Annotated in this window: 22 protein-coding genes; 7 read left to right on the plus strand and 15 right to left on the minus strand. The window is 72.7% G+C overall.

Going from position 1 to position 26,592, the window contains the following annotated elements; all coding sequences use genetic code 11:
- Positions 1-6: 6 nt before the first annotated feature.
- The 4 genes from CLT74_RS05695 to lanKC all read right to left on the minus strand — a co-directional run bounded on the left by CLT74_RS05695 (position 7) and on the right by lanKC (position 6,310).
- Entirely contained in the window at positions 7-1,791 is a 1,785-nt protein-coding gene (locus tag CLT74_RS05695) for an ABC transporter ATP-binding protein (RefSeq protein ID WP_099845602.1), read from the minus strand.
- Positions 1,788-3,518: an ABC transporter ATP-binding protein gene (locus CLT74_RS05700; RefSeq protein ID WP_099845603.1), complete on the minus strand. Its 1,731-nt coding sequence runs from the start codon at positions 3,516-3,518 to the stop codon at positions 1,788-1,790. The genes CLT74_RS05695 and CLT74_RS05700 overlap by 4 nt, the downstream gene beginning before the upstream one ends.
- 72 nt (positions 3,519-3,590) lie before the next feature.
- The gene (locus CLT74_RS05705; protein ID WP_093405935.1) at positions 3,591-3,710 is read right to left on the minus strand and encodes a SapB/AmfS family lanthipeptide; all 120 of its coding nucleotides are present in this window, start codon (positions 3,708-3,710) and stop codon (positions 3,591-3,593) included.
- Between the two features lie 5 nt (positions 3,711-3,715).
- On the minus strand, positions 3,716-6,310 hold the full coding sequence (gene lanKC / locus CLT74_RS05710; protein WP_099845604.1) for a class III lanthionine synthetase LanKC: 2,595 nt from the start codon (positions 6,308-6,310) through the stop codon (positions 3,716-3,718).
- A gap of 228 nt (positions 6,311-6,538) precedes the next feature.
- Between lanKC and CLT74_RS05715 the strand changes: the two genes are divergently transcribed.
- The gene (locus CLT74_RS05715; RefSeq protein ID WP_099845605.1) at positions 6,539-7,471 is read left to right on the plus strand and encodes a diacylglycerol kinase family protein; all 933 of its coding nucleotides are present in this window, start codon (positions 6,539-6,541) and stop codon (positions 7,469-7,471) included.
- Positions 7,472-7,583: 112 nt separating this feature from the next.
- Here CLT74_RS05715 and CLT74_RS05720 read toward each other — a convergent pair whose 3' ends face one another.
- Positions 7,584-8,351 carry an HAD-IA family hydrolase gene (locus tag CLT74_RS05720; RefSeq protein ID WP_099851380.1) on the minus strand — a complete coding sequence of 256 codons (768 nt, stop codon included), beginning with the start codon at positions 8,349-8,351 and terminating at the stop codon, positions 7,584-7,586.
- A gap of 86 nt (positions 8,352-8,437) precedes the next feature.
- Here CLT74_RS05720 and CLT74_RS05725 point away from each other — a divergent pair, with 86 nt between their 5' ends.
- From CLT74_RS05725 to CLT74_RS05735, 3 genes are all read left to right on the plus strand, one after another.
- A complete protein-coding gene (locus CLT74_RS05725) occupies positions 8,438-11,215 on the plus strand; it encodes a DEAD/DEAH box helicase (RefSeq protein WP_099845606.1) in 2,778 nt (925 codons plus the stop codon).
- 170 nt (positions 11,216-11,385) lie between these two features.
- The gene (locus CLT74_RS05730) at positions 11,386-12,282 is read left to right on the plus strand and encodes an MHYT domain-containing protein (protein ID WP_099845607.1); all 897 of its coding nucleotides are present in this window, start codon (positions 11,386-11,388) and stop codon (positions 12,280-12,282) included.
- A 41-nt stretch (positions 12,283-12,323) separates the two neighbouring features.
- Positions 12,324-12,737: a hypothetical protein gene (locus CLT74_RS05735; protein WP_099845608.1), complete on the plus strand. Its 414-nt coding sequence runs from the start codon at positions 12,324-12,326 to the stop codon at positions 12,735-12,737.
- A 37-nt stretch (positions 12,738-12,774) separates the two neighbouring features.
- On the opposite strand, the gene smpB is transcribed toward CLT74_RS05735, so the two are convergent.
- The 6 genes from smpB to CLT74_RS05765 all read right to left on the minus strand — a co-directional run bounded on the left by smpB (position 12,775) and on the right by CLT74_RS05765 (position 20,390).
- A complete protein-coding gene (smpB, locus tag CLT74_RS05740; protein WP_099845609.1) occupies positions 12,775-13,266 on the minus strand; it encodes an SsrA-binding protein SmpB in 492 nt (163 codons plus the stop codon).
- A 47-nt stretch (positions 13,267-13,313) separates the two neighbouring features.
- Positions 13,314-15,734 (minus strand): hypothetical protein, encoded by a 2,421-nt coding sequence (locus CLT74_RS05745; RefSeq protein WP_099845610.1) that lies wholly within the window; start codon positions 15,732-15,734, stop codon positions 13,314-13,316.
- A 123-nt stretch (positions 15,735-15,857) separates the two neighbouring features.
- The gene (locus tag CLT74_RS05750; protein WP_099845611.1) at positions 15,858-16,370 is read right to left on the minus strand and encodes an NUDIX domain-containing protein; all 513 of its coding nucleotides are present in this window, start codon (positions 16,368-16,370) and stop codon (positions 15,858-15,860) included.
- Between the two features lie 36 nt (positions 16,371-16,406).
- Positions 16,407-18,467, minus strand: a complete 2,061-nt coding sequence (locus tag CLT74_RS05755) for a glycogen debranching N-terminal domain-containing protein (RefSeq protein ID WP_099845612.1) — start codon at positions 18,465-18,467, stop codon at positions 16,407-16,409.
- On the minus strand, positions 18,464-18,907 hold the full coding sequence (locus CLT74_RS05760; RefSeq protein WP_099845613.1) for an SCP2 sterol-binding domain-containing protein: 444 nt from the start codon (positions 18,905-18,907) through the stop codon (positions 18,464-18,466). Before CLT74_RS05760 ends, CLT74_RS05755 begins: the two co-directional genes overlap by 4 nt.
- 142 nt (positions 18,908-19,049) lie before the next feature.
- Complete coding sequence (locus CLT74_RS05765; RefSeq protein WP_099845614.1) at positions 19,050-20,390, minus strand: FAD-dependent oxidoreductase; 1,341 nt, start codon at positions 20,388-20,390, stop codon at positions 19,050-19,052.
- A 341-nt stretch (positions 20,391-20,731) separates the two neighbouring features.
- Between CLT74_RS05765 and CLT74_RS05770 the strand changes: the two genes are divergently transcribed.
- The gene (locus CLT74_RS05770; RefSeq protein WP_099845615.1) at positions 20,732-21,052 is read left to right on the plus strand and encodes a TraR/DksA family transcriptional regulator; all 321 of its coding nucleotides are present in this window, start codon (positions 20,732-20,734) and stop codon (positions 21,050-21,052) included.
- Positions 21,053-21,080: 28 nt separating this feature from the next.
- On the opposite strand, the gene CLT74_RS05775 is transcribed toward CLT74_RS05770, so the two are convergent.
- Complete coding sequence (locus CLT74_RS05775; RefSeq protein WP_099845616.1) at positions 21,081-21,575, minus strand: ATP-binding protein; 495 nt, start codon at positions 21,573-21,575, stop codon at positions 21,081-21,083.
- A gap of 63 nt (positions 21,576-21,638) precedes the next feature.
- A complete protein-coding gene (locus CLT74_RS05780) occupies positions 21,639-22,511 on the minus strand; it encodes an SDR family oxidoreductase (protein ID WP_099845617.1) in 873 nt (290 codons plus the stop codon).
- 204 nt (positions 22,512-22,715) lie between these two features.
- Between CLT74_RS05780 and glpK the strand changes: the two genes are divergently transcribed.
- Positions 22,716-24,233, plus strand: a complete 1,518-nt coding sequence (gene glpK, locus CLT74_RS05785) for a glycerol kinase GlpK (RefSeq protein ID WP_099845618.1) — start codon at positions 22,716-22,718, stop codon at positions 24,231-24,233.
- Between the two features lie 141 nt (positions 24,234-24,374).
- Entirely contained in the window at positions 24,375-25,700 is a 1,326-nt protein-coding gene (locus CLT74_RS05790) for a metallophosphoesterase (RefSeq protein ID WP_099845619.1), read from the plus strand.
- Positions 25,701-25,722: 22 nt separating this feature from the next.
- Here the strand turns inward: CLT74_RS05790 and CLT74_RS05795 are convergent, their stop codons facing one another.
- Complete coding sequence (locus CLT74_RS05795; RefSeq protein ID WP_099845620.1) at positions 25,723-25,872, minus strand: helix-turn-helix domain-containing protein; 150 nt, start codon at positions 25,870-25,872, stop codon at positions 25,723-25,725.
- Positions 25,869-26,534, minus strand: coding sequence for a TetR/AcrR family transcriptional regulator (locus CLT74_RS05800; protein ID WP_158240215.1), 666 nt, complete (start codon positions 26,532-26,534; stop codon positions 25,869-25,871). Before CLT74_RS05800 ends, CLT74_RS05795 begins: the two co-directional genes overlap by 4 nt.
- Between the last annotated feature and the right edge of the window lie 58 nt (positions 26,535-26,592).

The following is a 26,592-nucleotide window of genomic DNA, read 5'->3' on the forward strand; positions in this document are numbered from 1 at the left end:
CCCGGGTCAGCCGTGGCCCGACCGAACTCCGGCGGCGGTACGGTAAGCGTCGACGCCGCCGGGCGACGCCACCGGGACACCGTCCCAGTGTCCCACCAGGTCACGGTAGGCGGGCGAGCGGGAGAGCAACTCCTGATGGCCGCCGACCATCGGGCCGTCCTCGTCGAACACCAGCACCCGGCGGGCCCGGACGGCGGAGCTGATCCGGTGGGCGATGACGACAAGGGTGCCGGGTCGCCGGGCGAAGGCCCACTCGACTGTCGCCTCCAGGGTCGGATCCAGGTGACAGGTGGCCTCGTCCAGGATGACCAGGGGGGCGGGGGCCAGATAGGCGCGTACCGCGGCGATCAGTTGCCGCTCACCGGCGGAGAGCGTGGCGGGGTCGACAGTGGCGGCCAGGCCACCCAGTCGTCGGGCGAGGGGTTCGGCACCGAGCACGGCCAGGGCGGTTTCGACTGTCGGGTCGTCGGCGTCCGGAGACAGGTAGCGGAGGTTGTCAGCCAGGGCGCCACTGAAGACGTACGCCTCCTGCGGCACGAGCACCCGCAGCGCGGCCCGGTCGGCGGGGGCGAGAGCGGCCACCGGCCGGCCGGCGAGGTGGACTGTTCCGTGTTCCGGCTCGACCAGGCCGGCGACCAGCGCGGCCAGGGTGGACTTGCCGGTTCCGCTGGGCCCCACCACCGCGAGATGCTCCCCCTCGGGCAGGTCCATCGAGAAGCCGTCCAGGATCGGTCGGGCACGGGGGCCGTACCGGAAGGTCAGGTTGGCCACCCGAACCGCCGGGGAGTCACCGGCTGGCTCCGGGGCAGGCATGGCCGCGGAGTCGCTGTGCGACGGCGGGCGGCAGGTACGCAGGATCCGATCCAGGGTGACGGCGTACCGGAGCCCTCCGCCACCCAGCCCCTGCACCAGGGTGTGCAGTGCGGGTTGCAGGCTGGTGGTGACGTAGACAAGTGCGCCGAGCACCGCGCCGGTGCTCAGCCCGCGCCGCACCAGCCACGGCGCGGCGAGCAGCAGGACCACCACCGGCAGCCAGCCGCCCAGCCCGAGGCTGAGGCTGCGCAGCGCGGACATCCGGGCCAGCGTCCGCTCGGCGGCGGCATGGTCGTTGATTCGCATGTCGACGCCGGCCACCGTACGCTGCTCGGCGCCGCAGGCGAGCACGTCGCGGTGACCGGCGAGCGCGGTCGCCGCAGCCCGGCCGAGAGCCTCGCCGGCGCGCACCTGGGCCCGCTGGTGGGTCAGCATCGCCGGGAGCGCGGCGGCGAAGACGGCCAGTCCCACCAGCAGCGGAGCCGCCACCAACGCCGCTACCGTCGGGTCCAGCGCCAGCAGGCCGAGCAGGGCCGCCCCGGCGGTGAACAGGAAGCCGCGCACCACCATGACCAGGCCGCCGAAGGTGTCCCGGACGATCTCCACATGGTGGGTCAGGCGGGCCACCGGGGCGCTGTCCGGGCGACCGCCGGCCCCGGTGGCGTCGTGCAGCGCGCCGTGGACAACCAGGCCGGCCAGTTCGTCACGGAACGGTTCCACCACGTCGCCGAGGCTCCGGTACACCCGCCCGGTGGCCACCGCGCCGACCAGGATGGCCACCGCGAGTCCGCCCAGCCAGGCCAGGCCAACCGCGTACCGCCCGGCCAGGAAGCCCTGGTCGACAGCACGGGCGACGATCAGCCCGGCGAGCAGCGCCGGCAGGGATTCGACGAGCGACCAGGCGCACAGCCGGCCGACGTCCCGGCGACGGGCCCGCAGCGCCCGCCAGGTCGTCCGACCGACGTCGGGGCGACTCACCGGAGCACTCCGTCGCCGCCGAACACCGCCCGGTAGTCCGGATCCGTCCAGAGCCGCCGGTGCGGTGCCAGGGCACGCAGCCGACCGCCGTCGAGCCAGGCGACCAGGTCGGCGGCGGCGGCCGTGGCCACCCGGTGGGTGACCACCAGGCGGGTACGTCCCGCCTGCGGGCCGGTCAGCGCCTGGGCGATCCGATGTTCGGTGGCGGTGTCCAGGCTGGACATCGCGTCGTCGAGGATGAGCAGCCGTTCGGCATGGAACGCCCGGGCCAGCCCGATCCGTTGCGCCTCACCGCCGGACAACGGAGCCGCCACGGTCGCGGTGCGGAACCCGTCGGGCAGTCGGCTGACGACCCCGTCGACCTGTGCGGCCCGGGCCGCGGCCAGCACGGCCGCGGTGGCCGGGACGCCTGTCGACGGCGGCCGGGCCGACCGTTCGGGCAGGCCGAGGCCGATCGCGTCGTGCACCGTCTCGCCGACCAGCACCGGACGGTCGAAGGCGTGCCCGACCGCCCGACGCAGCGCGGCCGGGTCGAGGCGGGTCAGTGGCACCCCGTCCAGCAGCACCTCACCGGTGTCCGGGTCGTACAACCGGCCGGCCACCGCGGCGAGGGCGGACTTGCCGGCCCCGGAGCGTCCGACGACGGCCACCGTGCTGCCGGCGGGGATGTCCAGGTCGATCGCGGCCAGGATCGGCCGGTCGTCGTCGGCGCGGACACCGACCCCGCGCAGCCGCAGGTGGCCGTCGCCGGGCCGCAGCGGTTCGGCGCCGTCGGGCCGCGCCTCGGCCGACAGCGGCTCGGCGATCCTGCGGGCCGCGGCCCGGCTGCGGACCAGCCGGTTGAGGGTGGCCAGCACCGCGCCCAGCCCGGCACCGAGCGCGGCGTACTGGACGGCGGCGACAAGTTGCCCGGGGGTGAGCCAGCCGACGGTCAACGCGTATCCGCCGACGGCGACGACAGCGACCTGAAGCAGCGGCGCCACGGCGGCGACGCGGGCGTTCGCCCGGGCCAGCAGCCGCCAGCCGAGCCGGCCGTGGCCGCGTAGCTGCGGCAGCGTCGCCAGTACCCGGGCGCACTCGGCGTCGGTGGTGCCGGCCGCGGCGATGGTGCGGGAACCACCGAGCGCCTCCTGGAGCCGGCCGGCGATCGTCCCGAGCACCCGCTGGTACCGGGTGACGGCGGCCGAGGCGTCGGTGACGAAGGTGGCCATGAGCACGGTCAGCACGGCCAGGCCGATGAGAAGGGTGAGCCCGAGGACGGGCTCCAGCAGGAGCAGCGCCACGACGCTGCCCAGCGGGGGCAGGACCGCGATCGCACCCAGCGCCACGGCGGTGCCGGCCTGCCCGGCGTCGGCGGCCTGCCCGGCGAGCCGGCCGACCAGGTCACCTACCGGGTAGCGGCGGACGGTCCGCACGTCCAGTGCGAAGAGGTGCCGCAGCAGCCGTCGCCGGAGCCGGGCGGTGGCCCGGGCGGCGCCGTAGCCGCTGGCGAGGTCACCGAGCACGTCGGTGACCAGCAGGGTGACGACCAGGCCGCAGGCGACCACCGGCCACCGGGGGGAGGCGTCCCCACCGACTGCGGCGTCCACCGCCAGCCCCAGCACCGCCGGCAGTGCCAGCTCGGCGGCGGCCCCGGCCAGTGCCACCATCACGAGCATCGCGGTCCAGCCGCCACCGTCGCGGACCACCCGGAACAGCAGGCGGTCCTCGCCGGCAAGCGTTCGCATCGGTCCTCCCGCTCATACGGCGTGGCCCTGGACGGTCAGATCACCGTCCAGGGCCTCGCGTGGTGCGATCCGTCAGTTGCAGGTCGTGACGGACAGCGAGCTGTCGCCGCAGAGCAGCAGGCTCGCCCGGCTACCACCGCCGGTCCGGTCGGCCGGAGCCGCCTCCAGTCCCTGAAGGTCGAGAAGCGCCATGTCGTTCACCTCCTATCAGGCGTCGGGGTCAGGGTCGCCCCCGCCGTGGCGGGGGAGTCCGGTGCGCCGGTGAGGGGCGCGAGGAAGGGCAGGGCCGTCGGGCCGTCGGGCCGGGCGGTGGCCAGGGCCAGCAGGACGCCGGCGGTGCCGGTGGCGAGGTCCATGGACAGCCGCAGCAACTGCTCGCCGGGGAAGGCCGTGCCGTCGCGGTACGGCAGCGCGTGCCAGCCCAGCCGCCGGATCTGCCCGTCCAGCTCGTGGCGTAGCTGCGGATCGTCGGGCTGGGCGGCGAGGTAGACGATGATGCCGGCCCGCCCGGCGAAGAGTCCGGACTGCGCGTAGAACGGCGACCGGGCGGCGCGGCGCACACCGGCGCTCGCCTCGGCGAACTGCTCGTCGTCCCGGTGGCGCAGGTACTGGTCGAGGACGAGGCCGATGCCGACGCTGCCCTGCCCGAGGTAGGGCATGGTCCGCCAGCCCTCGTTGACCTCCAGCGCGCCGTCGGGGCGTACCACGCAGCGGCGCAGATCCTGCCGCAGCGCGGTGGCGGCGTGGTCGAGCAGGCCCGGGTCACCGGTCAGCTCGTACAGGCGCACCAGCAGCAGCGCCGCTCCGGTCCGGCCGCGCAGCAACCCGGCGTACGGGTGCCGGCCGCCGCTGACCTCGCCGTCGGGGTCGTCGGCGAGCCGGTCCACCAGCTCTCCGGTGACCTGCCAGGCGGCCTCACGCAGCTTCGTCTCACCGGTACGCCCACCCAGCTCGGCCAGGTTGAGGGCGATTCCGGCCAGTCCGCTGGCCAGGCTGTGGTCCAGCCCGGTGGTCGACTCGCGGAGGCAGATGTCGAGCACGTCGAGTGCGTCCTGCCGGCGACCGAGCGTATCCAGGGCGTAGGCGACGCCGTGCAGGCCGTCGTAGAAGCCGCACCGGGTGCCTGCCGGGGGTGCGGTGGCCTGACGGACCAGCCACTGCTCGTGTTCCGGCGATCGGCCGGCGCCGCTGCGGTGCAGCGCGTACAGCACGCCGGCCGCGCCGTGGGCCAGGTTGAGCCCGCCGCTGCGGAACTGTTCGATGTCGCCGGGGAACAACCTGTCGGTGCGGGCGGGTGTGGCGCTGGCCAGAATGGCGCGGGCGAGCCCGTCCCGGTCGTCGGCTGGAACCTCGGCGGTGGGTGGGATGCGGTCGCCGGGCTGGGTGTCCGGGCCGGTGATCTCCGCGACCGCCGCGTCGAGGAAGTCCCTCGGCACCGGGAAGGTGTCGGCGATGATGTCGGCCAGGTGTGCCGCCTTCGCCGGGACGAGGCGCACCAGCTGGGTCAGCGGCAGGAACAGGGCCAGTCGCAGGCAGGCCAGGGCGTAGTGGTCGACCGCCACGCCGGTGCGTCCCCGGGGTGCGGCGAAGCCCTGGTTGCGCAGCCCCGGCCGGCGGTGCCCGTCGATCGGGGCGGCCACCTCGAAGTCGACGAGCGCGACCCGGTCGTCCGGACGGATCATGATGTTGAACAGGTGCAGGTCGCCGTAGACCAGACCGCGAGTGTGGATCGCCCGGACAACCTCGTCGACCTGACGGTGGACGTCAAGCGCCCAGCGTGCGTACTGCGCGCGGTCGTCGTCGGTGGCGTCGGCGTCGATAAGCGGATAGCGGTCGACAAGCACTTTGTTCAGCGGGCGGCCCTCGATGAACTCCAGGGCGAGGAAGCGGTGGTCGCCGAGGGCGAACTCGTCGTGCACCCTCGGCACCTGCGGCAGGTCGGCGAGTTGGCGCAGGACGGCGGCCTCCCGGGCGAGCCGGGTGACGGCGTCGGTGCCGTCGGCGTCCAGGCCGGCGTGCGGCCGGGCCTCCTTGAACACCAGCCGCGTGTCGGTGCGACTGTCGCGTCCGACGTACAGGCCGCCACCGTTGGAGAAGTGGATGACCTTCTCGATCCGGTAGGGGACCTCGTCGGTGCTTGTCGCGTTGCGGGCGGCCAGGTGCGGCGCGAGGAAGTCCGGCAGCGTCACCCAGGACGGCAGGTGGAAGACCGGGTCGCGACGGTCCGGCACCAGGGTGCCGGTGTCGTCCTCGACGGCCGGGACGACCTGCCCGTCGGGGGAGTGGCAGTACCGGGCGGCGAAGCCGCCGTAGCGGACGTACACCGGTCCGGCGGCGTACCGCAGGTCGCTGAGGACGTACGGGCCGTCCTCGCCGGTGAGCAACTCGTCGAGCTCCTTGCAGACCAGTTCGAGTTCGGCGTCGTCGCGTGGGTAGACGGTGACGAACTTGCCGCTGGCCGCGCGGGCGGCGTACTTGGAGTTGCGCAGCAACAGGGTGCGGGGGCCGCGCAGGAACTTGAAGGACAGCCCCCGGGGGACGCAGTAGTCCCAGACGGTGTCCAGCACCCGGTCGGCGTTGGCGAGCGTGGCCGACACGTGCACCTTCCAGCCCTGCTGCGGCAGGCGTTCGCCGTCCGGGGCGTGGATGAGCCAGTCGTCGAGCGACTCCCGTCGCCAGCCGGCTGGCAGCGGCCGGCGGGCCGGGGCGAAGGTGGGCTGCGTGACAGCGCTGCCGAGGGAGTCGTAGAACAGCGGGTCGGCAGCGCAGTAGCTGTCGTAGCGCTCGTCCACTGTGTCTCCTCCCATCCGCCGATCGCGGTCCTGTTGATGGATTCGAGTCTGTCCGTTCGGCCTATGGCGGCTCCAGTGTTTTCAGTCATGGAGATGAATGCGTGCCGCACCATCGGTCGTGACAAATGACAGTTGCGGCGCGGACGGTGGGTCTGTCCCTACCGCCCGTTCCGGCCTGGGCGGACGTCGGGGGCGGCACCCTCGCGCCCGCGCCGGCCAGGCAGTACGGTGCTCGCCGTGACCTCAGACGATCACCCTTCGGCGCTCGGCGGGCCCGTCGCCGTGCTGGCCAACCCGACCGCCGGCCGGGGTCGGCACCGGGGGCTGCTGCCGGAGCTGTTGGACGGGCTCGCGGCGGCCGGTCGGCCGGTGCGGCTGTTGCGGGCCGGCAGCGCGGCGGAGGCCGAGGCGGCCTGCGGGACCGCCGTGGCCGAGGGGGCCGCCGCACTGGTGGCGGTCGGTGGCGACGGTACGGTGCACCGCGCCATGCAGGCTGTCGCCGGCACCTCGGTGCCGTTCGGTCCGGTCCCGGCGGGCACCGGTAACGACTTCGCGATGGAGACCGGCTTTCCGGCCGACCCCCGGGCGGCTGTCGAGGTCATCGCGGCAGCTCTGCGCGAGGGGCGCAGCCGACCTGTCGATCTGGCCCGGATGACCGGGCTCGACGGCACGCTCCGCTGGTACGGGGCGGTGCTGGCGGCCGGCTTCGACGCGATCGTCAACGAGCGGGCCAACCGGATGCGCTGGCCGCGCGGTCCCCGCCGCTACGACCTGGCCATCCTGGTGGAACTGGCCCGGCTCCGGCCACGTCGGTACACCCTCACCCTCGACGGTGAGCGGATCGAGGTCGACGCGGTCCTGGTGGCGGTCGGCAACGGGGCCAGTTACGGCGGCGGGATGCGGATCTGCCCCGCCGCGGACCCGACCGACGGCCTGCTCGACGTGGTGGTCGGCGGCCGGTTCGACAGGCGCACCCTGATCCGGGTCAAGCCGCGCATCTACGCCGGCACCCACGTCGCCCACCCGCTCGTGCGCACCTACCGCGCCCGCACCGTCGCCCTCGCCGCGGCGGACATCACCACCTACGCCGACGGCGAACGGTCCCTGCCTCTCCCACTCACCATCACCGCCGCCCCCGCCGCCCTCCACCTCCTCCGCTGACCACCCGCCACCACCCGCCACCTCCCGCGATCTTGCGTTTCTGGTCGGAACAAAGCGGCCCATAGCGGACATAGCGGCGACCGCAAGTGCAAGATCGCGGAAGCAGGGGTGGTCAGGGGAGGTCTAGGGGGTGGGGGAGGAAGTTGAGGACGGAGCCGAGGGCGTTGGGGCGGCCGGGGTCGGCGGCGGGGAGGATCAGGGCGGCGCAGCCGGCGGCGACGGCACCGGCGTCGGCGGGGGTGTCGCCGACCATGAGCGACTCCTCGGGGTCGACGCCGAGCATGCCGCAGGCCCGCCAGAAGATCGCCGGATCGGGCTTGCACCGGCCCACCTCGTACGACAACACGTGGGCGTCGACCAGGTCGGCCAGCCCCCAGGCGTCGAAGAGTGGCCGGATGTCGAAGCCGATGTTGCTGACCACGGCCACCCGCACGTCGGCGGCGCGCAGCGCGGCCAGGGTGGGGGCGGTGTCGGGGTAGGGCACCCACCCCTGCGGCACCAGCAGGCGCTCGTACAGCGCCTCGGCGAACCCGTCGATGCCGGCGTCGACCGTGTCGGCCAGCCCGGTGTAGGCGCCCCGGTGGGCGTGCTCGTAGAGATCCCGGTCGGCCCACAGCTCGGCCAGGTGGGGTGGCACCCGGGCGGGCAGCGGCCCACCGGCGCGTCCGGCGGTGAGCAGCCGATCGGCCAGGGCGGTCGCCCGGGCCCGGTCCAGCTCGACGCCGCACGCCGCCGCCGCGGCCAGCACCCACTGACTGGGCTCCTCCACCTGCGCGAGGGTGCCGTGGAAGTCGAACAGCACCGCCCGTACCTGCCGACGGGACGGGCCCCGACCGTCGACGTCGGGCACGGGGCTGGTCGGTTCGGCATGATCCGGCACGTCGTGCACCCTACCGACCCACGCGGACCGCCCCGCCGCTCGGCCTTGCCGGGTGCTCGTCGTGGGCACGCACTAATCTTGGGGACATGTCGAGCCCCGCCGAGCGGTACGCCGCGGCGCGCCGCCGGGCCGCCCAGGCCTCACAGTTCCCGGCGCTTGAAGAATTCACCGCTGACCTGGGGTTCGACCTCGACGACTTCCAGCGGGAGTCGTGTCAGGCCCTGGAGCGGGGCAGCGGCGTGCTGGTCTGCGCGCCGACCGGGGCCGGCAAGACGGTGGTCGGCGAGTTCGCCGTACACCTGGCGTTGCGGGGTGCGCCGGGGCGGCCGGAACCGGCCGACGGCACCCGGCGCAAGTGCTTCTACACGACGCCGATCAAGGCACTGTCGAACCAGAAGTACCACGACCTGGTCGACAGGTACGGCGCCGAGCAGGTGGGCCTGCTCACCGGCGACAACGCCATAAACGGCGACGCTCCGGTGGTGGTGATGACCACCGAGGTGCTGCGCAACATGCTGTACGCCGGCTCGGCCACCCTCGAGGGCCTGGCGTACGTGGTGATGGACGAGGTCCACTACCTGGCCGACCGGTTCCGTGGCGGGGTGTGGGAGGAGGTCATCATCCACCTGCCCGCCTCGGTGACCCTGGTGTCGCTGTCGGCGACGGTCTCCAACGCGGAGGAGTTCGCCGACTGGCTGATCACGGTTCGGGGCGAGACCACGGTGGTGGTCAGCGAGCACCGGCCGGTGCCGCTGTGGCAGCACATGCTCGTCGGCAAGCGGATGTTCGACCTGTTCCACGACGCCGCCGCGGCCCGTAAGCACGATGTGCACCCCGAGCTGTTGCGCTACACCCGGGACACGATGCGCCGGCTCGACATCGGCGAGGGGCGCTCCGCCACCTTCGGCGCCGGCCGGCGCGGGCCACGCTGGCGTGGGCCGATGCGCCCGGACATCGTCGACCGGCTGGACCGCGAGGGCCTGCTGCCGGCGATCCTGTTCATCTTCAGCCGGGCCGGCTGCGACGCGGCGGTGCAGCAGTGCCTCGCCGCCGGGCTGCGGCTGACCTCGCCCGACGAGCGGGCGGAGATCCGCCGCGTGGTGGAGTCCCGGGTGACCGCGATCCCCGGTGAGGACCTGTCGGTGCTCGGCTACTGGGAGTGGCTCGACGGTCTGGAGCGCGGGCTGGCCGCCCACCACGCCGGGATGCTGCCGGCGTTCAAGGAGGTCGTGGAGGAGCTGTTCGTCCGTGGGCTGGTCAAGGCGGTCTTCGCCACCGAGACCCTCGCCCTGGGCATCAACATGCCGGCCCGGTGCGTGGTGCTGGAGCGCCTGGTCAAGTACAACGGCGAAGCGCACGTCGACCTGACCCCTGGCGAGTACACCCAGCTCACCGGGCGGGCCGGTCGCCGGGGCATCGACGTGGAGGGGCACGCCGTGGTGGTGTGGTCCCCGGAGACCGACCCCCGGCACGTGGCGGGTCTGGCCTCCACCCGGACGTACCCGCTGCGCTCCAGCTTCCGGCCCTCGTACAACATGGCGGTGAACCTGGTCGGCAGCGTCGGTGCGGAGCCGGCCCGGGCACTGCTGGAGTCGTCGTTCGCGCAGTTCCAGGCGGACCGCTCGGTGGTCGGCCTGGCCCGGCAGGTGCAGCGCAACACCGAGACCATCGAGGCGTACGGCGTGGAGGCGGAATGCCACCACGGCGACTTCGACGAGTACTTCGCGCTGCGGGTCGCCATCGCCGACCGGGAGCGGGCCATCGCCCGGCAGGGGCAGAGCCAGCGTCGGGCGGCCGCGGTGACGGCCCTGGAGCGGCTGCGGGTGGGCGACGTGATCCGGGTGCCGTCCGGGCGTCGGGCCGGCCTGGCCGTGGTGCTCGACCCGGCGGCCGGAGGGTTCAGCGAGCCGCGCCCGCTGGTGCTCACCCAGGACCGCTGGGCCGGCCGGATCAGCCCCGCCGACTTCACCACGCCGGCCGAGGTGCTGGCCCGCATCCGGGTGCCCAAGCACTTCAACCACCGCAATCCGGCGGCCCGGCGTGACCTGGCCGCACAGGTCAGCGGCACCGGCCTGGACCGGCACTCCCGCCGGGGGGCCCGGGGCCGGCAGGCGGGGGAGGATCACCAGCTCAGCCAGCTCCGGACCGAGCTGCGCCGGCACCCCTGCCACGCCTGCCCGGAGCGGGAGGAACACGCCCGCTGGGCCGAGCGCCGCCGCCGGCTGGAGCGGGACACCGAGGAGCTGCGGGAGCGGGTCGCCGGCCGGACGGGTTCGTTGGCCCGTACCTTCGACCGGATCGTCGCGCTGCTCACCGGACGTGGCTACCTGGCCGCCGACGGGGCCGTCACCGACGCCGGCCGGATGCTGGGGCGGATCTGGACGGAGGCGGATCTGCTCGTGGCGGAGTGCCTGCGGCGCGGCGTCTGGGACGGCCTGTCCCCGGCCGAACTGGCCGCCGCGGTCTCGGTGGTGGTCTTCGAGGCCCGCCGCGACGTCGACGAACGAGCCTCGCTGCCGCGTGGCCCGGTCGCCGAGGCGGTCGACGCGACCCTGAAGCTGTGGAGTGAGATCGAGGCCGAGGAGGCGTCGCGAGGGCTGGCCGTCACCCGCGAGCCGGATCTGGGTTTCGCCTGGCCGGTCTACCGCTGGGCCCGGGGCGAGGCGCTGGCGAAGGTGCTGACCAGCGGGCAACTCGACGGCGAGATGCCGGCCGGTGACTTCGTCAGGTGGGCCCGCCAGGTGGTGGACCTGCTCGGCCAGCTGGCCGACTCCGGTGGTGCCTCGACCGAGCTGCGGGCCACCGCGCGGCAGGCGATGAACGCCGTCAACCGGGGCGTGCTGGCGTACCACTCCCCGGCCTGAGTCGGCTCCCGACGGCGACCGCTCGCCCCGGCGAACCGACGCATCGCTGCGTCACCGCGACGGCACGCCCCGAAGTGCCAGGGGGGCCCTGTTGTGCCTGGTGAGAGCGTCGCACATCATGTCATCGGCGCGTGAGCTACGCGTCGGTAGCAGCTCTGGGGGGAGCCCACGTGGCGGACATCAATCACTTTGAGTACGGCTGGATCACACCGGCGTTGAGCTACGCGCTGTCGGTGCTCGGTTCGATCCTCGGCCTGGTCTGTGCCGGTCGGATCCGTACCGCCACCAGCACGGGTCAGAAGCTCTGGTGGGGCAGCCTGGCCGCGTGGGCGCTCGGCGGCACGGCGATCTGGACGATGCACTTCATGGCGATGCTGGGCTTCGCCGTGACCGGGTCGCGGATCCGGTACGACGTGCCGATCACTGTCGGCAGCGCGCTGATCGCGGTGGCGGCGGTCGGCATCGGCCTGGCGATCGTGGGTACCGGTCGGCTCTCGGCGGCACGGATCCTCGGCGGCGGCCTGTTCACCGGCGTCGGGGTGGCGGCGATGCACTACACGGGTATGGCGGCGATGCGGCTGGACGGCCGGCTGCTCTACGACAACCTCCGGGTCGGGCTGTCGGTGCTGATCGCCGTGGTCGCGGCCTCGGTCGCGCTCTGGCTCGCGGTGACCGTCCGCAAGGGGGTGGCCGTCTTCGCCTCGGCGCTGGTGATGGGGGTGGCGGTCAACGGCATGCACTTCACCGGGATGAGCGCCCTGTCGGTGCACCTGCACGAGGACCGGGGTGAGCTTTCCGGGGCCGGTGTCGGCACGCTGCTGATCCCGATCGTGCTGCTGGTGATCTTCGGTGTGGTCGGTCTGGTGTACGCGCTGCTCGCCGCCCCCAACGACGACGACCGGGCGGCGCTGGCGTACCTGGACGCCCGGCGTGCGCAACCCTCCACCGCAGCCGCCGGTGGCCCGGCCGACGTGACCGAACCCGACCCGGTGGGGCTGCGCGCCCGGTCCACGCTGGCCCGCCCCGGCGCCCAGTTTCCGTCCCGCCGGGACCATCAGTCGCGCTGACCGTCGCGGAAAGTGTCGTACCCGGCACCGACCATGTATTCATGGCTGTCCCCGCCCTCACTCCGCGAAACGCCCCGGCGCGCTCGCTGCCCCTTCGCGAGGCGCGCACCCGACTGAGCCAACTCGTCGCCATGGCGGAACTGACCGACACGGTCACTGTGGTCACCCGCGACGGCGATCCGCGACCGGTCGCCGCGATCGTGCCGGCGGCCGCCGCCCGCACCGTCGCCGAGGCCCGTGCCGACGCCAGCCGGCTGGCCGAGGTCACCGCCGGCTGGTCCCGGCGCCTCGACGCGCAGCGGCAGCACAGTGCCCGCCGGCACGCCGCCGAGCTACGGGTGGTGACCGCGGCACTCGCCGAGGTCTGGGAGGAGCTGGATCGGCGCTTCCCGCCGGGTAGCGATCCCGCGCTGACCCGGTTGCGGGCGGCCCACGCTCATCTGCTCGCCGGTTGAGTTCCGCGCCACCTCGTGTCGGGTCGAGCCGCCCGGCTCAGCCGCGCGCCGGGCGACCCTTGAGCCGGCGGCCCAGCTCGCGGGCGATCTCCCGGTTCGCGTCGCGTTCGGCCAGCACCTGCCGCTTGTCGTAGGATCGGCGCCCCCTGGCCAGGGCCAGCTCGACCTTCGCCCAGCCGCCGGAGAAGTACATCGACAGCGGCACCAGGGTGATCCCGCCCTCCCGGGTCCGGTCGAGGATCCGGGCGATCTCCACCCGGCGCAGCAGCAGTTTGCGGGTCCGTCGGGGTGCATGGTTGGTCCAGCTGCCGTAGCCGTACTCGGCGATGTGCAGGCCGTACAGCATGATCTCCCCGTCGAGTTCCTGTGCGAAGGCGTCGACAAGCGAGACGCGTCCCGCCCGCAGCGACTTGACCTCGGTGCCGGCGAGCACGATGCCGGCCTCGTAGGTCTTGAGCACTGTGTAGTCGTGGCGGGCTCGACGGTTCGACGCGATCAGGGTCCGTTCGACGTCGGGGGAGGTGCCCATCCGGGGAAGGATAGTCGCAGCGCCCCGGGCCCGACGTCGGTGCGCGACTACGACACCGTGCTGGGCCGGCCCCGCAACCGGCTGGCCAACTCCGTCACCGCGGTCGCGAAACGCCTGTCTGACTCGCCGGGCCAGTGCCCGACGATCGGGGGCGGGACGCTGTCGCCGGGCGGCGGGACGACGTCGACCGGGTCGCGCAACCGGCGGTCCACCGTGCCGGCCGCGCCGGGCACTGTCGGCGCCCGGCCGGGCCGGTGCGGCGAGAAGACCCAGCCACCGATCGGGTCGGTGTCCCGCCACAGGTTGATCCACCGCCAGTCGACCCGTTCACCCACCTCGCGGAGCACGTCCTCGCTGACGTACGCCGGGAACAGCCGCGCGTAGAGCCGCCGCAGCGGGGATCCGTACGTCAGCAGCGCCAACCTGCCGCACACCTCGGGCGGCAGTTGGAGGATCGTGGCGGCAAGCAGCACCGAGCCGTGGCTGTGCCCGGTGAGCAGCACCCCGCGTCCCTGCGCGGTGAGGTGCACGATCCGCCGGCTCAGTTCCGGCACCGCGCGCTCGGCGTAACAGGGCGGCGCGAAGGGGTGCGCCACCCGGGGCCAGAACGTACCCAGGTCCCACAGCACGCCGACGTACCTGCGGAACCCGGACGTACGGTAGGCGAGCACGCCGCCGACCAGCAGCCCCAGCACCAGCGCCGCGATGAGGAAGCTGCCCATCTGGATACCGAAGTCGGTCGCCGCGGCCGGAATCCCGGTCAGCCGCTGCACCGTGGTGCCCGGTGCCAGCCCGAGCATGCCGAGCAGGCTGCTGGGCATGCCGGCCCCGACGACACAGGCGTACACCACCGCGAGTGTCTCCACCCGTTCGGTGAATCGCGCTCGGGCGATCATCCGCTCGACCTGCCGCAGCCGGAATCCGGCGGCCGGTGGGGCGTCGGGATAGTCGTGTGCGACGGTGGCCCGGGCGGTACGCGTTCGGGCGGCACGACTGGCCAGAACGATGATCACGGTCGCCACCAGGGTGGCCGCGGCGGCCACCAGGAACACGAAGATGGCCCACTTGTACCCGAGCGGCGGACTGATCTCCCGCTCACCGTCGGCGTTGGCGCGGCGGTTGAGGGGGTCGGCCACCCGGTAGACGAGGTCGGCGGAGATCGCCACCGCCAGACCGGTGGCGGTGGCCGCGATCACCGGCGCGCCCAGCCCTTGCAGCAGTCCGGAGCCAAGCCCGTTACGGCCGAATCCGCGGCGCGCCTCATCGGGCTCGACACCGGGTGCCGGGTCCTGGCCGGCGCGTCGACGCTCGGGCGGGTCGGCGCTGCCCGCCGGGTCGGCGCTGCCCGCCGGGTCGGCGCTGCCCGCCGGGTCGGCGCTGCCCGCCGGGTCGGCGCTGCCCGCCGGGTCGGCGGCGCTGTGGCGTCGGCGGCTCCGGGCGATCAGCGCACCCGTGCCGAGCAGGAACAGCAGAACGGCCTGGGAGAGAATGACAAGTCCGACGGCGCTCGCGTAGCCCGGCAGCCCGTCGCGGACCCGCCACGGAGTGGGATCGACAGTCACCGCGACCAGCACCACGGCGATGAGTACGAAGGCCAGGTTGCGCAGCCCGCGCGCGATCCGGTCCGCGTACGAGCCGGTCGGCAGCAGGTCGACGAACGGGTGCACGCAGACCAGCACGACGCAGGTCAACAGGACCGCCCCGCCGAGGACGGCCAGGGTCACGCTGAGCACCGACGGGCCCGAACTGATCCGGGCGGCGACCAGACCGAGACCGAGGGTCATCAGGCCGGCGGCTCCGTGCAGGGAGCACAGCCGGTCCACGGTCGGCGCCCTGTCCCACTGACCCACCGCGCTGAGCTGGTGCCCACCTGAGGTGGTGATGGGCGTGTGAAAGGCGTCGAAGTTGCGGCCAGGACGGGTGGCGAGCCGCCAGACCAGCATGAGCGCGCCGAAGGGCAGGAGCGCGAAAACGGCAAGGGTCAGCCCGACGGGTCGGTCGCTGATCCAGGACAGCCACGGCCGCCCGGCCAGACATGACGGGTTCGGCACGCAGCGCCAGGCGACCAGGTCCAGCGCCACCCCCATCGCGGCCAGCACGTACAGCATGGTGAGGGTGAGGGCGAGCAGCCGGCACACCGCCTTCAGCCCCACCCCGGTGCCGCTCCGGGGTGCCGGCCGCATCCAGATCGCGACGTTGCACAGCATGAACGGCAACAGGAACATCAACGACAGCGTCCGGATGGTGGTGCCGGACGGAAGGTCGCTCCAGCGGTATGCCTCCAACGTCACGCCCGCCGGGCCCTCGGTGTCCGGATAGCCCGGACGCGGCCGGTAGAACCCGCCGCTTCGGTCGCCAGCCACCTGGCGACTGTGCGGGCGGTCGAGGATCTGCTCGGCGTCGGCGCCGGACACCCCGTGCACCCGCAGCTCCACGACGTCGTCCGACGTCCCCGGTTCAGGTGTCATCGGCTCCCCGGAACGTGTCACCAGGCCCGACCTGGCGTAGGCCCGCCACTCCGGCGATCCGGTGCGGCCCCGCCGTCTACCCGCCCAACCGCCGGACACTCCTGCTTCCGGGTGACCTACCGGTCAGCCAGACCGGCGCGTGAGGAAATCGGCGAGCACCTCGGTGTGGGTGGAGAAGGCCAGTTCGGCCGGCTCGGTCAGCACCAGCCACTCGGTCGCCTCAGCGGTCGGCGCCGACGGCGGAAGCTCCTCGGCGCGGCGCACCGGCAGCTCTCCGAAGATCAGCATGGTGCCGCCGGCCGGCGCGCTGCGCACCGTGATGAGCGTCGCACCGGCCGCGTCGGCGGGCAGGCCGGTCTCCTCGCGCAGTTCCCGGACCAGCGCGTCCTGCCACTCCTCGCCGTACTCGATGAAGCCGCCGGGTAGCGCGAGCAGGCCCCGGGCGGGTTCGATGTCGCGCCGGACCACGACCACGCCGAGGCCGTCGGCGGTCAGCACCGGCTGCACGGCCACCGCCACCGGCAACGGGTTGCGCCAGACCTGCTGACCGCAGGTCGGGCAGAGCCGGGGCCAGCCGGCCGGCGGCGGGTACGCCGCGCCGCAGTACGAGCAGTGCGAGTACGCCACGCCGGTCATGCCGCAGCACGTTACCCGGCACCGTCCGGTGCGCGGTCACCGCCGGCCCCGATCCGCGAGCGGCACGCGGCCGTTGCCGATGGCGTCCTTGTGACCCCAGCGTCCCGGAATGTTCAGCAGCTCGATCCGGCCGAAGCGCGCCGGGATCGCCGGGTGCACCACCAGGTGCTCGCCGTACGGCTCCAGGCCGAGCAGGGTACGCAGCAGCAGGAAGGTGGCACCTGTGGCGGATGCCTGGGGACTGTTCGCGGCCGGGTACGGCACCGGGTAGCGGGTCAGCTCGCGGTCGTAGCCGGCGAAAGCCTCGGGCATCCGCCCGGCGAAGTGCTGGGACGCCTCGACGACGGACTCCGCGATGATTCCCGCCTCCTCGACGAAGCCGTAGCGGTGCAGCCCGCAGGCGATGAGCGAGTTGTCGAACGGCCACACCGTACCCACGTGGTATCCGAGCGGGTTGTAGCTGGCCTGCCCGGTGGCCAGGGTCCGTACTCCCCAGCCGGAGAAGAGCCGCGGCCCGAGCAGGTGACCGGCGACCGCGGCGGCCCGGGACGGGTCCACGATGCCGCTCCACAGCAGGTGGCCCATGTTCGACGCCAGCGCGTCCACCCGGTCGCCGTCGGGACCGAGCGCCAGCGCGAAGTACTCGCCGCCATCGATCCAGAAGTCGCTGTTGAACCGTCGCTTGAGCTCCTCGGCCTGCCGTTCCAGGCGGTCGGCGTACGTCGGGTCGCCCCAGAACTCGCGGGCCAGCCGGGCCCCGCGTCGCTTCGCGTCGTACGCGTAACCCTGCAGTTCGCAGGTGGCGCGCGGCAGCCCGGGCAGCCGGCCGTCCTGGTAACAGATCGCCTCCGGGGTGTCCTTCCAGCAGTGGTTCTTCGCCCCGCTCTCGTCGTTGCGCGGCTGGTACCAGAGATAGCCGTCACCACGCAGGTCGCCGTACTCGTCGATCCAGTACAGGGCTGCTCGGGCGGCGTCCTCCAGGTCCCGCACCAGCGCGGCGTCGCCGGTCCAGCGCTCGTACTCGTCGAGCAGCACGATGAACAGCGGCGTCACGTCCGCCCCGCCGTAGTACGGCGACTGGGGACGATGCTCGAAGGCGGCCATCTCCCCGTACCGGAACTCGTTGAGTATCTTGCCGGGTTCCTCGTCCCGGAAGTCGTCCAGCACCGTGCCCTGGTCCAGGGCGAGCAGCCGCAGCGTGGTAGCCGCCATCTGAGGGACGAACGGCAACGTCTGGTAACAGGTGAGGAGGTTGTCGCGGCCGATGATGGTGGCCGACCAGGGCAACCCGGCGGCGAGCATGGTCTCGTGCGGCAGCGCCAGCGGAGAGAAACGCAGGCCGGCCAGGTCCACCAGCCCTCGTTGGTAGGTCATGCACAACGACTCCCAGTCGCAGTACAGCTGGGGAGCCTCGGCGAGCCACTGGCTGAGGTCGTGCGGCAGCTCGGTGCCGACCTTGCCGCGCGGATGCCGCAGCCGTTCCCGCACGTCCGCCCCGTCCGGACGCAGCACCCGCCCTTCCACCCGCAGGGTCGTGGTCCACCGGCCCTGCGGGTCGAGCTGGATCCGGTAGGTCAGCCCGCGTTCGTCGAATTCGGCGGGCTCGCTCGACGAGATGTCGGCGACCCGGTGGAAGTTCTCCCGCCGGTAGCCGAGCCGCAGGACACCGTCGGAGACGTCGCGATAGCCACGCAGCGCCGAACCGTGCGGCCAGACCACGTTGTAGACCGGGGCGAAGTCGCTGTCCACGTCGACGCGTAGCAGGTAGTCGACGGGCTCGCTCGTGTGGTTGAGCACGGTCAGGCGCTCGGTGAAGGCGCTGTCGGCGATCCACCGGTCGCGGATCACCGAGGCCTTCGCGTCGACGTAGTGGGTCGGATGACCAGGAACCAGAAAGAACCGGATCTTGTAGTAGCTCGGTTCGTGCACGGCCAGCGGGTGCAATTGCTCCCCGTCGAGACTCAGTCGCCAGGTGGACAGGAACCGGGTGTCGAAGGCGAAGAACCCACTCGGGTTGGTGGGGCTGAAGACCATGTCTCCGTTGTCCTCGCTCAGCAAGAAGATGTTGCCGTTGAGGATGCGGACCAGCTTCCTCACTCCGGCTCCCCGTCACCGGTCGGCGGCAGCTCGTCAGCCGACGCGGGTTGTCGGCTGTCGGGCAGGACGTGGGGATGCTGGCGGGCGGCCACCTCGCGGGGGTGGTGGGCGTCGGGTGGCGGCGCGAACAGCCGCTCCAGCATCATCACGAACCGGAACTCGCCGTCGGCGGTGAAGTCGTTGCGCAGCCATGCCGGAACGGGCTTGACCTCACCGCGGGCCATCCGCAGGAAGAGCTGCTCGTCGGCGCAGATCACTGTGTCCGCGTCTGGTGCCTCCCCGTGCGACACCGCGATCCGACCCTGCTCGATGCTGACCAGCCAGCTGTCGACCCGGTCGGGATAGCGCAGGTCGAAACGCACGGTGCCGGAGACCTGGCGCAGCATCCGCCCCCCACCCTTGGCGAGATTGTCGAAGTAGGCGCGCACAGCCTCCGACATCCCGGCACCTCCTCCGGGCCGTGCCCGGCCGAGGGCAGGCACCGGGCTGGCCCGAGCCGGCGGCGGAGCGCCGGTCGAACTCCTCCGCCAATGTCACTTTAGCGGCTTTGGTCCGTTCTGGAGGTCGTCTGTCATGGTTGGTTCACCGGTACGCGGGCGACGTGGCGGGTAGCCGGGACAACACCTCGGCGGCGGCGCGCTCGCCCGCCTCGATCGCCCCGTCGAGATAGCCGGTCCATCGGGTCGCGGTCTCCGTGCCCGCCCAGTGGATCCGGCCCACCGGCGTGCGCAACGACGGCCCGTACTCCTGCCAGGCGCCGGGGGCCAGCGCGCCGCCGAAGCAGCCACGGGTCCACGGGTCGGCCGACCAGTCGTGGTCGACGACCTCCTCGACCTGCCGAGCGGCCGGCCCGGCGATCGCGGCCAGGGCGTCGAGCAGCGTCGCCGTGCGTGCCGGTGGTGCCATGCCCCGCAGCGCGTTGGCCGCCGGCCCGTAGCAGAACATGGTCAGCACCCCGCGTGCGGAGGTCGGCGTGCCGTTGTCGACGGTCTCCGTGATCGGTCCGTCGGAGCAGGTGGCGACCCCCGACCAGCCGTCGGCCCGCCAGAACGGTGCCGGGTAGATGGCGTGCGTCTTGATCGCCGACCCCATCGGCATCCGCTGGGTCAGCCCGTCCCGCAGCGCGGGCAGCGCGGGGGCGTACCGGATACGGCCGGCCAGGGCCGGTGGCACCGCGACCACCACCGCGGCGGCCTCGAAGCGCTCCGCCTCGGCCCGGACCACCACCGATCCGTCCTTCTGCCCGATCGCGTCCACCGGGGTGGACAACCGCACCACACCCGGGCCGAGCCCGGCGGCCATCGCCTCGGCCACCGCCGCCGGTCCGCCGACGATCCGGTCCTGCTGCGCACCACCGGCCATGCCCAGCAACGACCTGGCCCCACCGCCGCTACGCAGATAGCAGGCCATCTGGAGCACTGACACCTGGTTCGCGGAGGTGGCGAGCAGACCACCGGCGAGCAACCGGTCGAGGTAACGGGCCGTCACCGCATCCGGGGCGGTGCCCGCCAGCCAGTCGCCCAGGGTGGTGGCGTCCCATCGGGCCGCGTCGGGGGCCGTCCAGGGTGCGGCCGGGTCCAGCCGCTCGGCGTACCCGTCGAGCAGGTCGACGACGCGGGACGCGACGTCCGGCGCCGCGTCCCGCCGTACCCCGTCCCACATCACCGCCGGTGCGCCGACCGAGGCGGACGGGAACGTCTCCAGCGCGTACCTGCGCACCAGGGCGTGCACCCGGTCCTGGCCGGGGCCGATCCACTGCGCGCCCAGATCGAGCTGCGTACCGTCGTCGAGCCACCGGGTCAACGCCCGGCCACCGACCCGGTCACGGGCCTCCAGCACCCGCACCCGTACGCCGGCCCGGGCGAGGCGGAGTGCGGCGGCGAGGCCGGAGAACCCGGCCCCGACCACGAGAACGTCGGTCATGCCCCGGTCTACCCGTTCCGGGCCGGCGTCAAAGTCCTCGCCGCCGACACCCGACCCGTGCCGCCCGTGCGGCGGAGATCAGCATTGGTTTCCGGCCAGCCGCCGCCTATGGTGGTTCGATGCGACCCGCCGTGCTGCTCGACCGCGTCGCCGCCGTCAGGGCGGCGGCGCCGGCCGTGCTGCGTGCGCAGGGCGCGGCGCGTCGTATCCCGGCGCGGTCCGGCCACGGCCAGCCGCGTCCCGCCGGTCGGAGCCCTCCGGAGACCGTTCACAGACAAGGTGACGGCCAAGGGCGAAGCGCACAGCTTCGGCCCTTTTTCTTTTTCCCGGAAGGAACCGACATGAGCGACCGGACAGACACCCACGACAAGCAGTGGCTCACCAACCTGGAGCTGACGTTGAACCACGAGTTCCAGGCGCAGACGGCTCGGCTGACCCAGCTGACGGCCGACACCGGCGATCCGGCGCAGGCGCACACGAACGCCGCGTTGATCGCCGCCACCCGGCAGAGCCTCGACCAGATCTCCGGGGCGCTGCGCCGCCTCACCGCTGGCGGCTACGGCAGCTGCGAGAAGTGCGGAACGGAGATCCCCCGGGAGCGCCTGGAGATCCTGCCGCACGCTCGCTTCTGCGTGCCCTGCCAGCAGAAGCAGAACCGCTGACCGCTGACCGCGGTACCGGCCGCCGGCCTTACGGAGATGGCGGCCGGTCCGTGGTCACCTCGGGTGCCCCGGACGGTTCGGGAGGCAGGCTGGCGGTGACGGTCGCGGTCAGCCCGTCGGGCCGGCGGGTCAGCGTCAACGCCCCGGTCAGGTGATGGGCGAGCCAGAGTCCCCGGCCACCCGGGGTGGTGGTGGCCGGCAGGTGCACCGGCAGGTCACCGCCGCGTTCCTGACCGTGGTCGGTGACCTCGCAGATGAGCAGGTCAGCCTGCCGGAACAGGTCGAGTCGGCCGCGTCCCCCGCCGTGCAGCACGGCGTTGGTGACCAGTTCGTGCACGGCCAGCACGAGATCCTCGGCGACGTCGCCGGTGAGACCGGTGGCGGCCACCCGCGCGGTGAGCAGGTGTCGCAGCGCCGTCACTGTCTGTGCGGTGAACGACTCGGACAGTAGCGCTATCGTCTCGCCGCCGCGGAGGGACGGATCGCCGGGATCCCGGGCGTCCGGCGGGCCGAGGTTGTTCATGCAGGCAGAGTACGTCGTCCACGGACATCCGCGACCTTTGCCGAAGAGCAACCATCCGGGGCGCTATTCGCCCGCTTCCACCGAGGTCCGCCCGAAGGACCGGCCCAGGCGGCGTACCTCCGCCTCCATCTGCTCGACCAGCTCCCCGCCGCCGAACCTGTCGATCAGCCGGTCGGCGAACCCACTGAGCACCACCGGTCGCAGGGCCTGGACCAGGGCGATGGACCGTGGCACGTACACCTTGCGACGGCGACCTTCGATGCCGCGCAGCATCGCCTCGGCGCACCGCTCGACGCTCACCACGCTGTTCAGCGGCCAGGGCAGCCGGCGCTGCGCGGCGTGGAAGGAGGCGAGGTCGTCGCGGATGTCGCGCACCATGTCGGTGTCGATCCAGATGGGGTGTGCGGTGCCCACGGTCAGTCCGCGCCGGCGGTTCTCCAGCCGCAGCACGTTGCCGAACTGTTCGACACCCGCCTTCGACGCGCAGTACGCGGCCATCCCGGGCATGGCGGCGAAGGCCGCCGCCGACGACACGATCAGGACGTGGCCCCGGGCGGCGAGCAGGTGCGGCAACGCCGCGCTGACCGTGCGGACCACGCCTGTCAGGTTCACCTCGATGGTGCGGGCCAGGGCGTCGACCGGGCCGGACGAGACGGTGCCGAGGTTGGCGATGCCGGCGTTGGCCACCACCACGTCGATGCCGCCGTACCGTTGCACGGTGGAGGCGACGGCGTCGTCGACCCCCGCCTGGTCGGTGACGTCGCACTCGTACCAGTGCCCGCCCAACTCGGCCGCGAGCTGCCGCAACAGTGTCGGTTCCAGGCCGGCCAGGGCGACTCGGGCGCCCCGGGCGGCGGCGGCCCGGGCCAGTTGGGCGCCGATACCCCGCGCCGCTCCGGTGATCAGGACGGTCCGGTCGCGTAGCTCAAACCGCATCTGTGCTCCTGGTCCCGGTCGCCGTCAGCGGCGACCCAGTGGTGGTCTGCCCGACGGTACCGGGCATCCGCCGGTCGACCCGGGGCCGCCTGGTGCGCAGGCCCACCTGGTCGGCGCCGCAGGCGTCCGTGGTCAGCGGCGCGGACATCGGGAAGGATCCACCCCGAGGCCGTAGGCAGCGAGGACCACGACAAGGAGAACCGCATGGCTGACTTCGTCGGCGCGGTGGACCAGGGCACCACCAGCACCCGGTTCATGATCTTCGACCACGGTGGCAACGAGGTCGGCCGCCACCAGCTCGAACACCAGCAGATCCTGCCGCGCGCCGGCTGGGTCGAGCACAACCCGCTGGAGATCTGGGAACGCACCCAGACGGTCGTCCGGACGGCGCTGAACACGCACAGCCTGGCCGCCGGTGACCTGGCCGCGCTCGGCATCACCAACCAGCGGGAGACGACTGTGGTGTGGAACCGGCGCACCGGCCGGCCGTACTACAACGCCATCGTCTGGCAGGACACCCGGACCGATCGGATCGCCTCGGCGCTGGAGCGTGACGGGCGCGGTGAGGTCATCCGACGCAAGGCCGGCCTGCCGCCGGCGACCTACTTCTCCGGCGGCAAGATCCAGTGGATCCTGGAGAACGTCGACGGGGTGCGGGCAGCCGCCGAACGCGGTGAGGCGATCTTCGGCACCACCGACACCTGGCTGCTGTGGCACCTCACCGGCGGCACCGACGGCGGCGCGCACGTCACCGACCCGACGAACGCCAGCCGGACCATGCTGATGAACCTGGAGACCCTGGACTGGGACGACGAGTTGCTGTCCTTCTTCGCCATCCCCCGAGCCATGCTGCCGCGGATCGTCCCGTCCTCCGACCCGGACGCCTACGGCGTCACGCTGCCCAACGGCCCGTTCGCCGGCTCGGTCCCGATCACCGGGGACCTGGGCGATCAGCAGGCGGCCACCGTCGGTCAGGTCTGCTTCGCCCCGGGCGAGGCGAAGAACACCTACGGTACGGGCAACTTCATGCTGCTGAACACCGGAGCGGAGATCGTCCGCTCCGAGGCAGGGCTGCTCACCACCGTGTGCTACCAGTTCGCCGGGCAGCCGCCGGTCTACGCGCTCGAAGGCTCCATCGCCGTCACCGGCTCGGCGGTGCAGTGGCTCCGTGACCAGTTGAAGATCATCAGCAGCGCCGCCCAGAGCGAGGACCTCGCCCGTCAGGTCGACGACAACGGCGGGGTCTACTTCGTACCCGCCTTCTCCGGCCTGTTCGCCCCGTACTGGCGATCCGACGCCCGGGGCGCGATCGTCGGCCTGTCCCGCTACAACACCGACGGACACATCGCCCGGGCGACCCTGGAGGCCATCTGCTACCAGAGCCGCGACGTGGCCGAGGCGATGGCGCAGGACTCGGGCGTCGCGCTGGAGTGCCTCAAGGTCGACGGCGGGGTCACCGTCAACGACCTCTGCATGCAGTTGCAGGCGGACATCCTCGGCGTACCGGTCAGTCGGCCGGTGGTCGCCGAGACCACAGCGCTCGGCGCGGCCTACGCCGCCGGCCTGGCGGTCGGGTTCTGGCAGGACACCGAGGAACTGCGGGACAACTGGAACGAGAGCAGGCGTTGGCAGCCGTCCTGGTCACCGGAGCAGCGGGCGGCCGGTTACGCCGGGTGGCAGAAGGCGGTGCAGCGCACGCTGGACTGGGTCGACGTCGGTTGACGGCACCACCGACCCGCCGATCACGTTTCGTCGAGGTTAACGTCACTGCGTGTCCATGTCCTGGTGCCGGAATGTCCGGTCGGTAGGCCTTAGCATCCCGATGTCCGGCAGCCGCCGGCGGTGTGCACAGGGAGGGCAACCATGCGGGTCGCGCGCGCACTCATGGTGGTCGTGGTCGTGTTGTCGGCCGGTGTACTGGCCGGCACGGCCCACGCGGCGTCACCGTTCACAGTGGTCAACGGATCGATCCAGCCGGCGACGGGCACGCCGCGGCCGTCGTCGGGCACCCATGCCACGCTGTGGCACAACGCCAGTTACGCCACCATTCCCGTGCAGGGCGCCGGCCAGCTGGTCGTCGGCGCGATAGGCGACCACTGTGACGGCTGGCCGACCCTGCGGGTCACTGTGGACGGGGACCTGGCCGGTGAGGTCACCGTGACCAGCGCCACCAACTACGGGAGTTACCCGGTCGGCGCGCACCTGCCGCAGGGCCGGTACGACGTGCGGATCGAGCTGGTCAACGACAGGTACACGGAGGCGTGCGACCGCAACGCGCACCTGGCGTACGTACGCACCCAGCCGCCCCCGGCCGCGGACCCGAGCTTCACCTTCGCGGTGGTCCCGGACACCCAGGAGGAGGTGCTGACGGCCGGCGACGCCCGGCTGCGGCAGCGCGTCGACTGGCTGGTCGCCCACCGTGCCGGTCTCGACCTGCGTTTCGTCACGCACTCCGGTGACGTGGTCAACTACGACACCCCCGACCACGTGCAGTACGAGCGTGCCCGAACCGCCCTGCGGCCACTGGAGACGGCGGGCATCCCGTACACCCTCGCCGTCGGCAACCATGACACCCAGGCCGCCGGACCGGACGGGGAACTACGCAGCCCCGCCGGGCGGTTGCTGCGCGACACGACGGTGTTCAACAGGTACTTCACCGCCGGGCGGTTCGGGGCGGTGCGTGGCCAGTTCGAGGCTGGCAAGGTGGACAACGCCTACGCCACCTACACCGCCGGAGGGGTGCGGTGGCTGGTGCTCAGCCTGGAGCTGTGGCCGCGCCGGGCCGCCGTCGCCTGGGCGCAGTCCGTCGTGGCCGCCCATCCCCGGCACAACGTGGTGATCGTGACCCACCACTACCTGGAGAGCGACGCCACGATCGGTCAGGTGTCCAGCTACGGTTCCACGAGCCCGCAGTACGTCTTCGACAACCTGGTGGCGCGGTACCCGAACGTCAGGTTCGTCTTCTCCGGCCACACCGGCACGGCCGCGTCCCGGGTGGACACCGGCGTGCACGGCAACCGGATCTACTCGTTCCTGCAGACGTTCCACTCCCGCCGGACCAACCCGGTGCGGCTGGTGGAGATCGACACGGCGGCCAACTCGCTGCGTACCTGGATCTACGCGCCACACACCGACGAGGAGTTCCCGGCCCACGAACGCACGTACGCCGGGATCGGTCTGGTGCGCTGACCAACCGGTAGCTGTCTCGAAACTACCTCAAAACCGTCTCATTATCGTCGTCCGGATCGAGGTGGCGGTAGACGGTGGCGCGCGAGACGCCGAACTCGGCGGCGATCTCATCGGCTGAGTGGGTGCCCGCCAGATGCATCCGCCGGGCGGCCCGCACCTGGTCCGGACTCATCGACCGGGGTCGTCCCGGGCGTCGCCGGCCCACCCGGTCGCGTCCGGCGGCGCCGGAGGGCGCGTCGGCCGCTGCGTCGCCGGCGGCGCCCCGGGGGCCGTCTGCTGATCGCCGGGTGGCGTCTCGCCCAGTAGTCGGCAGGCGCCGTCGAGCATGTCTTCCCGCAGTACCGACGCGGGCACCTCGAGCATGAACACCACCGGGTCGCTGCACATGGCGATGGCCTGGACCGCCCGGACCCGGTCCCGGCGTCCGGCGTCCGGCCCGGCGACGATCTCGTTGGCCCGCATGGCGATCTGCACCAGCCGGTAGTAGGTGCTGCCCCGGTCGACGAGGGCGAGGTCGTGGAAGAGCATGCCGAGCGGGCCACGGTGCGCCAGCATGGTGTCCACCCAACCCTCCAGCAGCGCCCATCTCGCCTGCCGGCCGGGCAGTGCCCCGGCCTCGTCCAGCAGTGTCTCCAGGTCGCGGACCAGGGGTTCGGCAAGTGCGGTGAGCAGGTGCGACTTGCTGGGGAAGTGGTAGAGGATGGCGGCCTTGGTCAGCCGCAACCGTTCGGCGATCTGCCGTAACGAGGTGCGTTGGTAGCCCTGTTCGGAGAAGAGGTCCAACGCGGCGCGCAGGATCCGGCTGCGGGTGTCGTCCGACTTCTCCCAGGTCATGGACCCCAGCGTAAGCGGTCCTGACCGCCGGACGGTACGGCTCGCCTCCATCCCTTAC

It is taken from the genome of Verrucosispora sp. CNZ293 (genome assembly GCF_002754655.1).

Bases quoted from the DNA above. Each gene is read 5' to 3' on its own strand.
- CLT74_RS05700 (WP_099845603.1), bottom strand. From the start codon at position 3,518: ATGCGAACGCTTGCCGGCGAGGACCGCCTGCTGTTCCGGGTGGTCCGC.
- CLT74_RS05705 (WP_093405935.1), bottom strand. From the start codon at position 3,710: ATGGCGCTTCTCGACCTTCAGGGACTGGAGGCGGCTCCGGCCGACCGG.
- CLT74_RS05725 (WP_099845606.1), top strand. From the start codon at position 8,438: ATGTCGAGCCCCGCCGAGCGGTACGCCGCGGCGCGCCGCCGGGCCGCC.
- CLT74_RS05735 (WP_099845608.1), top strand. From the start codon at position 12,324: ATGGCTGTCCCCGCCCTCACTCCGCGAAACGCCCCGGCGCGCTCGCTG.
- smpB (WP_099845609.1), bottom strand. From the start codon at position 13,266: ATGGGCACCTCCCCCGACGTCGAACGGACCCTGATCGCGTCGAACCGT.
- CLT74_RS05745 (WP_099845610.1), bottom strand. From the start codon at position 15,734: ATGACACCTGAACCGGGGACGTCGGACGACGTCGTGGAGCTGCGGGTG.
- CLT74_RS05750 (WP_099845611.1), bottom strand. From the start codon at position 16,370: ATGACCGGCGTGGCGTACTCGCACTGCTCGTACTGCGGCGCGGCGTAC.
- CLT74_RS05760 (WP_099845613.1), bottom strand. From the start codon at position 18,907: ATGTCGGAGGCTGTGCGCGCCTACTTCGACAATCTCGCCAAGGGTGGG.
- CLT74_RS05765 (WP_099845614.1), bottom strand. From the start codon at position 20,390: ATGACCGACGTTCTCGTGGTCGGGGCCGGGTTCTCCGGCCTCGCCGCC.
- CLT74_RS05770 (WP_099845615.1), top strand. From the start codon at position 20,732: ATGAGCGACCGGACAGACACCCACGACAAGCAGTGGCTCACCAACCTG.
- CLT74_RS05775 (WP_099845616.1), bottom strand. From the start codon at position 21,575: ATGAACAACCTCGGCCCGCCGGACGCCCGGGATCCCGGCGATCCGTCC.
- CLT74_RS05780 (WP_099845617.1), bottom strand. From the start codon at position 22,511: ATGCGGTTTGAGCTACGCGACCGGACCGTCCTGATCACCGGAGCGGCG.
- glpK (WP_099845618.1), top strand. From the start codon at position 22,716: ATGGCTGACTTCGTCGGCGCGGTGGACCAGGGCACCACCAGCACCCGG.
- CLT74_RS05790 (WP_099845619.1), top strand. From the start codon at position 24,375: ATGCGGGTCGCGCGCGCACTCATGGTGGTCGTGGTCGTGTTGTCGGCC.
- CLT74_RS05795 (WP_099845620.1), bottom strand. From the start codon at position 25,872: ATGAGTCCGGACCAGGTGCGGGCCGCCCGGCGGATGCATCTGGCGGGC.
- CLT74_RS05800 (WP_158240215.1), bottom strand. From the start codon at position 26,534: ATGACCTGGGAGAAGTCGGACGACACCCGCAGCCGGATCCTGCGCGCC.